Genomic DNA, 12,334 nt, shown 5'->3' on the forward strand with positions numbered 1-12,334 from the left:
TAAACTCAGGAGTAAATATTCTTCCGCTCATAGAATCACCTCTCTGGTTAATAACGTTATAACCTCTGAGTGTGTCCTAATCTATTAAACCACTACACGATAATCGGGATAGCGCGCCTGCTGATGATCCTTCCAGCGCTTCAACAGTTGATACCGGGTTCCAGGATACAGCTCGCCGCTCACCACAATTTCCTCAATGCGGTCCACGCGAAAATTACGGAAGTCCTGGCGCAGCTCACACCAGCCGCACAATAAACGCACGCGATCAAAATAGCCCAGCACCACCGGCCATAGCGTACGGGTGGAGGTGGCCTCTTTCAGATCTTTATAACGCAGTGTGATCTTGTTGCGTGAGTGTATTGCCAGGCGAATTTCCGGCAGATGCCGCTCAAACAGCGCTTCCCCGCGTGAGGCAACCAGCAGTGATTGATGGTCGATAGTGTGGGTTAAATGCTCTGGCAGCACCGCCTGTATTTTTGCCAGTGCATGTTGCGCGGCGGATTTCAGTTCGGCATCGGTATGACGACTCACCCAGTCGAGACCTAATGCCAGCGCATCAATTTCATGACGGGAAAACATCAGCGGCGGCAAATGGCCGTCGGATTTCAGCAGGTAACCCAGGCCTGCGCTGCCTTCAATCTCTACGCCTTGCTGCTGCAAACAGATAATGTCGCGATACACCGTGCGCACGCTGATGCGGAGTTGATCGGCCAACTGCTGTGCGGTCACCGGATAGCGATGGCAACGCAGCAGTTGCACCAGTTCAAGCAGTCGCTGAGTTTTGGTCATGTCGTTGAAAATCCGAGGTTTTTCCGTCGTGGGGCGGCATTTATGCCGCCCATGGCCCAGCACGTAACATTAAATGTGCAACAACTGGCTGATTGTCACAAGATCCGCTGATGTTTGCAGTGGGAGGCTTTGCTGCAACTTTTGCAACTGTTCACCCGTCTCCTGGCTTAACGCCAGACGCAGTTTACCCGCAACATCCACGCCGTCTGCCAGTGACTGCTGGCGCGTGCGGCGATGCTGGAGCTGCGTACCATCGCGCAGTGTCAGGGTCAGCAAATGAAAACGCAGTGCAGGGTTGATGGCATCCGGCGGCGCAGAGGCATCGGGGGTGCGACGTACCTTACTGGCCAGCGGCATCACCTCAGGGTTGAGATCGCCTTCGGCGAAATCTTCCAGGCGAAGATCGTTATAGATCAACATCGCTGCAATGACGTATTCCAGACTGAAGCGCGCTTCAATACCGTTGGTTGGCTTGGTGACTGAGGCCGCGATATCGCCGCCAGGTGGGAAAGCAACGCTGATATCGGTAATGTTATCCAGTAATGCCGACAGAGGTTGGCCGCTCTCCAGCCATGACTGGCGCAAAATGCGCGCGGCTTCAGCCGCACTGTGGGTTCCGGCGCAGGTCGGAAAGGGCTTGAACTCCAGACCCGGCGCGACAATACGCCACGGGGCTGCCCAGCCAGATACCAGTTTTTCAGGCTGTGCCTGACCGTTGCTGTTGGCAGCGAGAAACGCCTCGATCACCCCATTTTTCTGTCCATCAAAACCAGCCAGCGTTAGCTGTGCGGCGGCAACTGCCCGTTCGGCAGCGAATCCAGCATGCAGCGGTTTCACCGCCGAACCAAACTGCGCTCGCAATCCACTGGCTTGGGTGGCGGCAATGCCCAGCAAGATCGCGGTGGCCGACGCATCCAGTTTCAGCAATCGGGCCAGCGCGGCGGCGGCGGCCAGCGTACCCAAAGTCGCGGTGTTATGATGACCCAACGCATAGTGCTGCTGGCTGATGGCGAGACCTAAGCGCCCCGCGACTTCCACGCCAATCACATAGGCGTCGAGAAAATCATCTAACTCCGCTGACTGTTGCTGCTGCCAGGCAAACAGCGCGGGCAGAATGACAACGCTGGGATGGCCGCGAAAATCGGCATGAAAATCATCGTAATCCAGGGCATGAGCGGCGTAACCGAGTAGCAGTGCCTGCGAGCGCGGGCTGCTGTCCGAATACACCGTGCGCAGGGCGGGCAGGCCGCTATCTGGCACCTGACCTTGCAACACAGGCCAGCTCACGGCGAGGAAATCTTTGATGCCTTGTCGTGCGGCCTCGCGTGCGAGGGTATCCGGTTGACGGTTTACGATGAGTTCCGCCAGCGCGTGAGTGAGACTCATGGCTGCTCCAGACTGTTCAGGGCGGCCACGGCCAGATTCGCCAGATAGCGCGATGTTGGCAGCAGCACCTCATCGTTAATACGAAATGCGGGATGGTGCAGCGCATAGGGCTCACCGGTGCCAATCATCATAAAGGCACCCGGTAACTGCTGTTGGTAGAAGGCAAAATCTTCACCAATCGGGCTGGCCTCCACCACGCGCGCTTCAAGGCCACTTGCCGTTGCCTGTTGCAGGGCAAAGTCAGCCCAGTGCGCGTCGTTGACCACTGACGGCGGACCCGCGTGCCAGTTAAATTCCACCTCAGCGGCAAAGGCGGCGCCGATACCCTGCACGATCTCACGAAAACGCTGCTCCAACCGTTCACGGGTTTCCTGTGAGAACGAGCGCACCGTGCCTTCCAGCCAGGCGCTATCGGGAATCACATTCCAGGTGCTACCGCTGTGGATCTGAGTGATCGACACCACTGCGTTATCTCCTGAAGGGGCATTGCGGCTGATCAGGGTTTGGGCCGCAGAGACAATCTGTGCGGCGATCACAATCGGATCGTTGCCCTGATGCGGCTTGGCCGCATGACTGCCCACGCCGGTAATGCGAATATCGAAACGGTCTACGGCTGCGGTGAGCGGGCCAGCTTTGCTGCCAATCACGCCCGGTGGCAGTGAAGGATCGTTATGGATACCAAAGATGGCAACGGCTTCTTTAAGCGCGCCGGTGGCAATCACATCGGGTGCGCCTTGTCCGGTCTCTTCCGCAGCCTGGAACAAAATACGCACCCGCCCCGGTAAGTTCGCCTCTTGCTGTTTAAGGAGGATCGCTGCACCCAGCGCCGCCGAGCTGTGAAAATCGTGACCGCAGGCGTGCATGACACCAGGACGTTCGGAGCGGAAAGTGACGTCAGATTGCTCTTCTATCGGCAGAGCATCGATATCGGAGCGCAGCACCATCAGCGGTCCCTGAGCAGGCCCCACCTCAGCGACTAAGCCGGTTTTAAGTGGCAAGTCCAACACGCGGATCTGATGATTTTCTAACTGCTGGCGGATGCGTGCGGTGGTTTCAAATTCCTGATTAGAGAGTTCAGGGAAACGGTGTAACTCATGGCGGAAAGCAACCAGATGCTCGCCTAAAGCGTTCTCATCAAAACTCATATTTTGCTTCCTTGTTGTGCTGCTTGCCGTGTCATCCACGCATCATGCGCAGTGTCATCCAGCACTTTCTTCATATATTGGGTGATGTGGCCTTTGCCAAGATCCGTGGTGTGCATTAGTTGGAAACCGCGCTTTTTATACATCTCGATCAACCACGGATGGCTGGTGGCGGTCCCGAGGGAAACCGCAGGCGCACGCAGTTTGCCGAGCAGGATCTCCTGTTCAAGGCGTTCTTGTACCTGGCGGCCATATTGCAGACCAGGATAATCAGGATGCGCACCAAACCAGCCGATGTGCGGCAAGCCAAAGGGACCCGGCAGAGGTCCCCACGGGTAGCGTACTGTCACGGAAGAGACCATGATGTTATCTGCATAGAGTGCATAAACGCCGTGCGTTTGCAGATGACGCAACGTCTTTTCGCGATCGGCGGTGGCGGCATCGAATTTGATGCCAAGCGCCAGCGTGGATGCGTAGGCGGCATGCATCAAAGCCTGATAGACATCCACTTCGTCTTCTCTGACCTGACGAAATTCAAGTGACATAAGTTCCCCGAAAACCGCTCGATGGCGGAAATGTTGGCAGCGGCGCAGTAGAGGGCGCCATGGCACAATGCGTAAGTCGCCCAGATTATCAGTAATGTCCGTCGCTGCTATATGTGAAAAATAGCTAAGCTAATGCGAATTTGTGAAATTGAAATGGCGGCTTTTTCATTGCTTAAATCGTTATTTACCGTAGTATGCATAAATTACATAGCGCTATAACTATTTCGCATTAACCTCATGAAATAAAATAACTTTTCTCGTTATAGCCTTATTCTTAATCAGGGTGACAACGTGTTAGCGATCAAATCTCCGCGTGCTTATGCACATGAAGCCGGCCTGCGTTCGCGTGCCGGTGAATTTATCAAACCTTACGCCACACACATCCGTATTTTCACCTCCCCCCGTGCCTGGCAAGCTGTTAATCCAGAATTAAGCCAGAGCTTAGAGGCCAACGGTATTCGTTGGGAGTTGGAATATCTGCACGGTGAATGCACCGACGCGGCGATTGAAACGCTGAAACATAACATTGAGCAACAGCAAGCAGAACTGTTGTTTGCTGTAGGCGGCGGGCGTGTACTGGATGCGGCTAAAGCCGTCGGCAGCCAGATGGCTGATCTGAAGGTGATCAACTTCGCCACCCTGGCGGCGACCTGCGCGGCATGGTCGCCGGTTGCCATCATCTATAACGAGCAGGGCGGTCATCTGCGCAGCCAGCCGCTGGGCAAAATGCCCGAGCTGGTGCTGGTGGACACTGAAGTGATTGCGCGCAGCGACGTGCGCTATCTCAAGGCCGGTATTGTGGATGCGCTGGCGAAGTACTATGAATTTTATCCTTATCTGCGCAACAACCCGCACGATTTGGCGCTCGATCTTAAAGTGATGACCGCTCAGCGCGCGTTGGACGTTTATCGTCAATTGGGTGCAGCGGCGGTGAGTGCCAACGCACAGCAACAGGTCACGCCTGAACTGGTGAAAGTCATTGACGCCAACATTGTATTAGCTGGCCTGGCGAACAGCGTACGCGACCAATTGCCCACACCGGGGTTTGCCCACGCGATTCACAATCGGCTTACCCATCTGCCAGAGCTGCATCACTGGCTGCACGGCGAGAAAGTCGGCTACAGCCTGTTGGTGCAATCGCTGATCGAGCATAACGGCGAGCCAGACGCGGAGTTACTGGCGCTGCTGCGTCAGTACGACATGCCTTTGACACTGGCCCCGTTGACGGGCGATCGCGCAGTGGTCATTCGTCAACTCGCCGAACACATTAAATTCCCAGCGGCCAGTGCTGAACGTTTGCCGTTCCGCATTCATGCGGACGAGCTGGAACAGGCGCTGCTGGCGACTGAGAACAATTTCTGACCTTTTACCCTTTTTATCGACCAGGACAAATTCAATGGCTACTGCAAATTCACCACGCATCCGCTTGGGCCTTTTCGTACAACCGGTTGGACAACATGTCAGCGGCTGGCGTCTGACGGAAAAACTCGGCGACCCCACCGATATCGACTGGCTGATTACCATCGCAAAAAAAGCCGAAGCGGGTAAGTTTGATCTGTTCTTTGTCGGCGATGCGCTGGCGACCAGCATGTACCGTTTGCCTTCGACCATGGCGCGCCTTGAGCCGCTGACGATGCTGTCGGCACTGGCGGTAAACACCAAACGTATCGGTCTGGCGGCGACGGCTTCCACCACCTTTAGCGATCCGTTCACCATGGCGCGCAGCTTCTCGTCGCTGGATCACATCAGCCGTGGTCGCGCCGCCTGGAACGTCGTTACCTCCTTCTCGACCGACGTGGCGCGCAACTTTAGCCGTAACGATATGCCGAACCATGCGGAGCGCTATGCGCGTGCGCGCGAATTCCTGGAAGTCACCAACAAGCTGTGGGCGGGTTGGGAGGCGGGAGCCGTTCAGCCTAATAAAGAAACTGGCAGCTACTTCGTCGATGACAAAATCCAGCCGATTAACCATGAAGGTGAACACTTCCAGGTGCAGGGCCCGCTGAACATTACCCGTTCACCGCAGGGACGCCCGGTGATCATTGAAGCGGGTTCATCAGCAGATGGTCAAAAACTGGCGGCAGAAACCGCAGAGGTGATTTTCACCGCAGCGGCCAGCCTGGAAGAGGCTCAAACCTTCTATCGCTCACAGAAAGATCAGGTGATTGCGGTAGGTCGTAATCCCGACCACGTGGTGATCATGCCAGGCGTAATGCCAATCGTGGGCCGCACGCGTGAAGAAGCCAAAGCATTGTGGAAAGAGCTGAACACCCTGGTGGATATCGATAATGGCCTGCGTCAGCTGTCACTGCGGTTCAGCATGGATCTCAGCCAGTATCCGCTGGATGGCCCGGTGCCGGAAGTGCCACTCGGTGAAGGTAATCAGAGCCGCGTGAAGTTAATGACCGATATGGCGAAGCGCGAGAACCTGACGCTGCGTGAGCTGGCGGCAGTGGCGGCGGGTTCACGTGGCCACCGCGTGATCGTCGGCACGGCGGAAGATATCGCGGATGATTTCGAGCTGTGGATGAAAGAGGGCGGCGCGGATGGCTTCAACATCATGCCAGCCATCATGTCTGAGCAGTTGGATCTGTTTGTGGAGTTGGTGATCCCGGAACTGCGCCGTCGTGGCTTGTTCCGTGAAGACTACGAATTCACCACCCTGCGTGAAAACCTGGGTCTGCCAGCACTGTAAACCCTGAGGAGCTGAACATGGTCACCTTATCAAAGCGTGTGCAGTCCGTGTCGCTCTCTGCCAATGCGGCGGCGCGTCAGTTGACGCGTCAGCTCAAAGAGCAGGGCGTGGATATTCTTGACCTCACCACCGGTGAGCCAGATTTTGATACGCCACTGCACATCCGTGAGGCAGCGGTCGCGGCTATGCATGCCGGCGAAACCCGCTACACGCCCACTAATGGTACCGCACCGCTGCGTAAAGCGGTGCAGGCCAAACTGGCACGCGAAAATCAGCTGGATTATGGACTGGGGCAGATTTGCATCGCCAACGGTGCCAAGCAGATCATTTTTAACGCCTTCGCCGCCACGCTTAATGACGGGGATGAAGTCATTGTGCCGGTGCCATACTGGCCAACCTTCCCCGACAGCGTGCGCTTCAACGGTGGTGAAGCCGTGTTGCTGGACTGCCCGCTAGAGCAAGCGTACAAACTGCAACCGCAGCAGCTGGCGCAGGCTATCACCGCCAAAACTCGCTGGCTGGTGTTGAACAATCCGGGCAATCCTTCGGGTGCGGTGTACAGCGCTGCCGAACTGACTGCATTGGCGGCGGTGCTGCGCGATCATCCACAGGTATGGATCATGCTGGATGAGCTTTACGAACATATTCTGTTTGATGAGCGCGAGCATGTGAGTTTACTGCAGGTGGCACCGGATTTAGCGGAGCGTATTCTGCTGGTGGGCGGCGTGTCTAAAACCTATGCCATGACCGGTTGGCGCATTGGCTTCGGCGCGGGACCGCAAGCGCTGATTGATGCGATGGTGGTGGTGCAATCCCAGAACAGTTCGGGAGCCAGCGCCATTAGTCAGGCGGCGGCGGTGGCCGCGTTAAACGGTGGGTTGGATTTCCTCCCACCTCAACGCGCAGCATATCAGGAACGCCGTGACGCGATTATGGCGGAACTGAAGCCGGTGGAAGGTATTGAGGTGCTAAATCCTGAAGGGGCATTCTTTATCTTCTGTCGCGTTGCAGGTTTGCTGGGCAAAACGCGTTCTGATGGTCAGGTACTGGCTAGCGAACAGGATGTGCTGAACTATCTGCTGGAGAGCGGCGTGTCAGGTGTCGCGGGGAGTGCGTACGGCTTGTCGCCTTACTTCCGTTTGTCGATTGCCACCGATATCGATAGCGTAAGAGAAGCGGGCAGACGTATAGCCGCGGCGTGCAGCAACCTGAAATAATTCATCATCTAACCCGTAGCGGCGCGATTTATCGCGCGTTTTTACCGCAATTGTGGTGTTAACACGCGCGCGATAAATCGCGCCGCTACAGGTTGTTACGCTTAAATCAAGAAATCATCCATTGAACCACCGGCATCCAGCGCCGATTTAATCGGCGAAGGTGTGCGGCCCTGACCGGTCCAGAACTTCTCATTACCGTCTTCGTCGATAAATTTATATTTCGCCGGGCGCGGTGCGCGTTTGGCCTTGGGTTTGNGCGCCGATTTAATCGGCGAAGGTGTGCGGCCCTGACCGGTCCAGAACTTCTCATTACCGTCTTCGTCGATAAATTTATATTTCGCCGGGCGCGGTGCGCGTTTGGCCTTGGGTTTGCTTTCAGACGGGGTTAATGACGCCAGTTCACTAATATCAATACCGTCATTCAGCAGCATCTCTTTATACAGCGCCAGTTTTTCTTCTTTCTCGCGCTGAGCGGCATTATCCGCTGCTGCTTCTTCACGGCGTTCAGCAACCACCACGGCGAACTTTTCCAGCATTTCGTCTAAAACCGCAATCTCAATATCACGTGCCTGAGCACGCAGCGTACGAAGATTGTTCAATGCTTTGAGTGCATCGCTCATGAATAAACCCTTATTACTTATATACAGAAAATGAAAGGGCGCATTCTACGGTATTTTATTGCAAATGAAAATATTGCTACCCAGACAGAATTATCCGGAAAGCCTCTGCGTGTGCAATTATTGAATACACGCAGACGCTATCCCGTCTTATTTATCTGTGCGAATTGGCTATTGATATTCTACAGACTGCGATAGAACGGAAAACAACCGGTCAGTAGCGCGACAAACAATAATACCAGTGAGGTAATAAATGACCAGCGCAGGGTGAATCGCTGTGTCTGGGCATAATCGAGCTTCAGCATGCCGACTAATAAATAGGTCGATGCAACTAAAGGACTGAGAATATGCACCGGCTGACCCACCAGCGCGGCACGCGCCATTTCAATCGGCTCGATACCATAATGGCTGGCGGCCTGGACCAATACCGGTAGCATGCCGAAATAGAACACATCATTGGATACCATCCAGGTGACCGGAATGCTGATCAAAGCGGTGATCACCGCCAGATAAGGGCCAAGTGCAGCAGGGATGGTGTGCACTATTGCTTGTGCCAGCGCGTTTGCCATACCGGTTTCGGCAAAGATACCGGTAAACACCGCAGCGGCAAAAATTAACCCTGCTACCGCGAGAATGGCGGGCGCATGGCGTCCAATTTGCTCCTGCTGTTGGCCTAATTGTGGATAGTTGACGATGAACATAATGGCAGTTGCCAGCATAAACAGATACGCCATCGGCATCACATCCAGTACCAGGAAGGTCATCAACACGGCGGTGAGCGCCCAGTTAAACCAGAACCGCCAGGCAACACGCGGCTTCTCCTCGAATTGCAGAGTGGCGATGGCCTCGGGGATGTGCTGCTGAAAGCCCAGCCGTTTACGCTCAAGACGGCCGAGCATCCAGGCAAGAATAAAGGTCCAGGCCACGCAGGCGAGCAACGGGACTAACAGCGGGACAAACAGGGTAGCGACATCCGCCTGAACCGCAGCGGCTGCACGTGCAGTGGGGCCGCCCCACGGGAACATATTGCCTAAGCCGGTACATTGTAATAGCAGGGCTGCGACGCTGAGTTTCGATAAACCGATGCGTTCATATATCGGCATAAATGCCGAGAGCACAATCATATAGACCGTGGCACCATCACCATCGAGCGCGACGATAAAACCTAATAATGCGGTACCGATAAATATCTTCACCGGATCGCCATCCACCGTGGAAACGATGCGTTTAATGATTGGATCAAACATGCCGGCATCGGTCACGCTCATAAAATAGAGCATGGCAAATATTAGCATCACGCCGGTAGGGGCTACGGTGCGCAATCCTTTGATCACCATTGCGCCCATATCTGCGCCATGGCCAGATAACAGCGCAAATATTGTCGGGATAATGATTAAGGCAGTGAGCGCGGAAAGTTTTTTGCTCATTAATAAGCCAATAAAGCAGATTATCATAAGCAGACTGATGATCAGCAGCATGACGGTGTTTCCTGTCCAGAGGGATATTGCACATTTGTGGGTAGCAAATGCGATGTGTTCGGAATAAATAAAAAACAGCCAATGATTATTTATTGTTCAAATTAACCTTCTGCGACCTCGTCAATCTGGCGATATTATCCAGTGTTTTTTTCAGGGGGCACAAGGTCGGTATTACGCGAAATATGTGCGTAACTTCTTAGTTTTAAAAAAAATTTAAATGTCGTACGGTGATGATTTATGTCAGTGTTATTTCCCTCTCTGTAATATTAAGTGACGTGAGTAATATTCCGGCACTTGGTGCCGGAATGCCATTATTGATGGTCACGCGGTGAAGGCGCGATCGGTAATGCCAAGCGGTAAAGCTTCACCGGATACTCAACCGTCGAAGGTTTGCCGCCGGTGGTCGCAGGCGTGCGATTGATTTGCCCTGATGGCATCCACAGCGCGCCTTTGGACACCCACATCGCATCAATCCATATCAGTCGCGGGTCCTGCACCACGGTCGTCACCTCGCCATTAGGCGCGATGCGCTTGATGCTGCGCGTATTAATGTCAGAAGCGTAGATATTGCCGTCGGCATCAATCGCTGTGCCGCCGGTGCTCCAGGTGTCACGCACTTTTTCCGCATGCTTAGCCACCTCGGCGGCGGTGAGCGCGCTGTCATTCAGGTAGCGGGTTTCGATGCGCGCCAGTGGGCCGGGAATGGCCTGGTAGTAAAGCCATTTGCCATCCGGTGAGACTTCTAGCTGGTCGAGACCGACGCGTTTTTCACGTCCATCGCGCAGAATAAGCTTTTTGCCGTCGGCGTATATCGGTTGGTGGTCAATCGAGAGGGGGTGATTGTCCAGTACGCGCCAACTTTTGCCGCTTTTCAGATTCAGCACCACTAAACCCACAGCGCCAGGATCGGTGAGGTAAGCGAAATCGCCGTTAAAACGCACGTCGTCCAGGTAGCTGGTTGGCTGCAACGTCGGGGCTTTAAACACATAGCTGCCCACCACTTTGCCGCTTGCCAGATTGATACGCACCAACTTGGCGCCACCCGCCATAGCCTGATCGCCCGTGCCAATGCCTTTATTGCCAGAATCCATTACCCACAGATCGCCATCGGGACCGATTCGCAGCGCATTGACATGGTAAAAGTGATGCTCGGGATCTTTGGCGTCCCACTGATTCCAGGCTGCATCGGGGAAGGCTTTCAACTGGTTATTCACCACCTCCGCTAACTGTAAACCGGCACCTTCAGATTGCGTCAGCGAAGCGAAAAGGCGGTTATCGTGACTGACGGTGATGCCGTTCCACACGCGAGGTGAGGTGGCAACTTGCTCCAGGCGGCTGTCCTGTTGTGTCGGTAGCGCCACCGGTAGAGTATCTTGCGCCATCACTTGTGCGCTGGTGGTCAGTGCAATAGCCGCTGCCAGTGTTTTCAGAGTCTGTTTCATCCTTATCTCCCTTGTTAAGCGCCACAAGGTGACGCAAACAGCGTGTTGCGCTGTTGTTAATGTCTTACCATCCTGGCAGTGTAAAATGATAAATTATATTCTCTGGTTTTTATCAATCGATTCCTGGTGGGAATGAATGGAACTGAAAGATCTGCACTACTTGCTGGCAGTGAAAGAGACGCAACACTTGGGTAAAGCGGCGCAATCCCTTGGCATTACTCAGCCTGCGCTGACCAAATGCCTGCAACGTCTGGAGAAGTTTTACGCCACGCGTCTGATTCTCAAGGTCGGGCGGGGGATGCAACTCACCGAGGCGGGACTGTTACTTTGTGAACGTGCTCAAAAAGTCGTGCACATGATGCAGGTCACACGTCAGGATTTACAGGCGCTGGGTGCAGGTACCGCTGGGGTGATTCGCTTGGGTGTCGCCGCCACGGCAGCACAGTTTATGTTGCCGGTACTGAGCAAAGATCTGCTGCACAGAGCGCCCACTGCACGGCTGGAAGTGACGGTGGGGATGAATGATCTGCTGCAGAAAAAACTACGCGAGAACAAAATCGATCTGATTCTCGGTTTTCTGCCACAGGGTGACAGTGAGTTTACTACTCGCCCGCTGATTGAAGATCCGGTGGTGATTGCCGCCAGTCGGCAGCATCCCCTCGCCAATATCCATCCTACCCCCGAGCAGCTCGATGAATATAACTGGCTTCTCCCATCCGATAATGTGGCGACACGCCAATGGTTGGAGCAGCGTTTGCGCAGTGGCGGATACGCAGCTCCCCGCGTGCAAATGGAGAGCAACACGCTTTCACCACTGCGTGCCGTATTGGCTGAGACACAACTGTTGAGTTTCCTGTCACGCCGACTGCTACAGGCCGAAAGCGGATTGATTGAGATCCCGCTGCCGCTGGTGATGATGCCGCGTACCTTTGGTTGGCAGTTCCGTTCGTTAAGCGAGCTTTCACCGGCCTCCCGTTTATTAGTCGAGCTGGCAGAAAAGCGTTGGCCATGGTGAATCTGTAA

Annotated in this window: 10 protein-coding genes and 2 pseudogenes; 4 read left to right on the forward strand and 8 right to left on the reverse strand. The window is 54.7% G+C overall.

Going from position 1 to position 12,334, the window contains the following annotated elements:
• Nucleotides 1-84: 84 nt before the first annotated feature.
• The 4 genes from ACPUC8_RS22945 to ACPUC8_RS22960 all read right to left on the reverse strand — a co-directional run bounded on the left by ACPUC8_RS22945 (nucleotide 85) and on the right by ACPUC8_RS22960 (nucleotide 3,862).
• A complete protein-coding gene (locus ACPUC8_RS22945) occupies nucleotides 85-789 on the reverse strand; it encodes a helix-turn-helix transcriptional regulator (protein WP_494927423.1) in 705 nt (234 codons plus the stop codon).
• A 69-nt stretch (nucleotides 790-858) separates the two neighbouring features.
• Nucleotides 859-2,175 (reverse strand): MmgE/PrpD family protein, encoded by a 1,317-nt coding sequence (locus ACPUC8_RS22950; protein WP_494927424.1) that lies wholly within the window; start codon nucleotides 2,173-2,175, stop codon nucleotides 859-861.
• Complete coding sequence (locus ACPUC8_RS22955) at nucleotides 2,172-3,320, reverse strand: amidohydrolase (RefSeq protein WP_494927425.1); 1,149 nt, start codon at nucleotides 3,318-3,320, stop codon at nucleotides 2,172-2,174. Before ACPUC8_RS22955 ends, ACPUC8_RS22950 begins: the two co-directional genes overlap by 4 nt.
• On the reverse strand, nucleotides 3,317-3,862 hold the full coding sequence (locus ACPUC8_RS22960; protein WP_039332832.1) for a GNAT family N-acetyltransferase: 546 nt from the start codon (nucleotides 3,860-3,862) through the stop codon (nucleotides 3,317-3,319). Before ACPUC8_RS22960 ends, ACPUC8_RS22955 begins: the two co-directional genes overlap by 4 nt.
• A 291-nt stretch (nucleotides 3,863-4,153) precedes the next feature.
• Between ACPUC8_RS22960 and ACPUC8_RS22965 the strand changes: the two genes are divergently transcribed.
• From ACPUC8_RS22965 to ACPUC8_RS22975, 3 genes are read left to right on the forward strand one after another with little or no spacing between them, the layout of a single operon-like run.
• A complete protein-coding gene (locus tag ACPUC8_RS22965; protein WP_494927426.1) occupies nucleotides 4,154-5,224 on the forward strand; it encodes an iron-containing alcohol dehydrogenase family protein in 1,071 nt (356 codons plus the stop codon).
• A 34-nt stretch (nucleotides 5,225-5,258) separates the two neighbouring features.
• Nucleotides 5,259-6,557: an LLM class flavin-dependent oxidoreductase gene (locus tag ACPUC8_RS22970; protein ID WP_494927427.1), complete on the forward strand. Its 1,299-nt coding sequence runs from the start codon at nucleotides 5,259-5,261 to the stop codon at nucleotides 6,555-6,557.
• A gap of 17 nt (nucleotides 6,558-6,574) precedes the next feature.
• Nucleotides 6,575-7,774, forward strand: coding sequence for an aminotransferase class I/II-fold pyridoxal phosphate-dependent enzyme (locus ACPUC8_RS22975; RefSeq protein ID WP_494927428.1), 1,200 nt, complete (start codon nucleotides 6,575-6,577; stop codon nucleotides 7,772-7,774).
• 101 nt (nucleotides 7,775-7,875) lie between these two features.
• Here the strand turns inward: ACPUC8_RS22975 and ACPUC8_RS22980 are convergent.
• The 4 genes and pseudogenes from ACPUC8_RS22980 to ACPUC8_RS22995 form a co-directional block, all read right to left on the reverse strand.
• Nucleotides 7,876-8,028, reverse strand: a pseudogene (locus tag ACPUC8_RS22980) (H-NS family nucleoid-associated regulatory protein); the annotation flags it as partial.
• A gap of 3 nt (nucleotides 8,029-8,031) precedes the next feature.
• Nucleotides 8,032-8,394: pseudogene (locus tag ACPUC8_RS22985) on the reverse strand (H-NS family histone-like protein); the annotation flags it as partial.
• Between the two features lie 179 nt (nucleotides 8,395-8,573).
• Complete coding sequence (locus tag ACPUC8_RS22990; protein WP_494927429.1) at nucleotides 8,574-9,869, reverse strand: CitMHS family transporter; 1,296 nt, start codon at nucleotides 9,867-9,869, stop codon at nucleotides 8,574-8,576.
• A gap of 311 nt (nucleotides 9,870-10,180) precedes the next feature.
• Nucleotides 10,181-11,311 carry an L-dopachrome tautomerase-related protein gene (locus ACPUC8_RS22995; RefSeq protein ID WP_494927430.1) on the reverse strand — a complete coding sequence of 377 codons (1,131 nt, stop codon included), beginning with the start codon at nucleotides 11,309-11,311 and terminating at the stop codon, nucleotides 10,181-10,183.
• A gap of 136 nt (nucleotides 11,312-11,447) precedes the next feature.
• Between ACPUC8_RS22995 and ACPUC8_RS23000 the strand changes: the two genes are divergently transcribed.
• Entirely contained in the window at nucleotides 11,448-12,326 is an 879-nt protein-coding gene (locus ACPUC8_RS23000) for a LysR family transcriptional regulator (RefSeq protein ID WP_494927431.1), read from the forward strand.
• Nucleotides 12,327-12,334: the final 8 nt, after the last annotated feature.

The organism is Pantoea sp. CFCC18177, from assembly GCF_059412425.1.

What these genes read in the sequence shown, in the direction of transcription:
- ACPUC8_RS22970 (WP_494927427.1), top strand. Translation starts at nt 5,259, where the DNA reads ATGGCTACTGCAAATTCACCACGCATCCGCTTGGGCCTTTTCGTACAA.
- ACPUC8_RS22950 (WP_494927424.1), bottom strand. Translation starts at nt 2,175, where the DNA reads ATGAGTCTCACTCACGCGCTGGCGGAACTCATCGTAAACCGTCAACCG.
- ACPUC8_RS22955 (WP_494927425.1), bottom strand. Translation starts at nt 3,320, where the DNA reads ATGAGTTTTGATGAGAACGCTTTAGGCGAGCATCTGGTTGCTTTCCGC.
- ACPUC8_RS22975 (WP_494927428.1), top strand. Translation starts at nt 6,575, where the DNA reads ATGGTCACCTTATCAAAGCGTGTGCAGTCCGTGTCGCTCTCTGCCAAT.
- ACPUC8_RS23000 (WP_494927431.1), top strand. Translation starts at nt 11,448, where the DNA reads ATGGAACTGAAAGATCTGCACTACTTGCTGGCAGTGAAAGAGACGCAA.
- ACPUC8_RS22945 (WP_494927423.1), bottom strand. Translation starts at nt 789, where the DNA reads ATGACCAAAACTCAGCGACTGCTTGAACTGGTGCAACTGCTGCGTTGC.
- ACPUC8_RS22990 (WP_494927429.1), bottom strand. Translation starts at nt 9,869, where the DNA reads ATGCTGCTGATCATCAGTCTGCTTATGATAATCTGCTTTATTGGCTTA.
- ACPUC8_RS22995 (WP_494927430.1), bottom strand. Translation starts at nt 11,311, where the DNA reads ATGAAACAGACTCTGAAAACACTGGCAGCGGCTATTGCACTGACCACC.
- ACPUC8_RS22960 (WP_039332832.1), bottom strand. Translation starts at nt 3,862, where the DNA reads ATGTCACTTGAATTTCGTCAGGTCAGAGAAGACGAAGTGGATGTCTAT.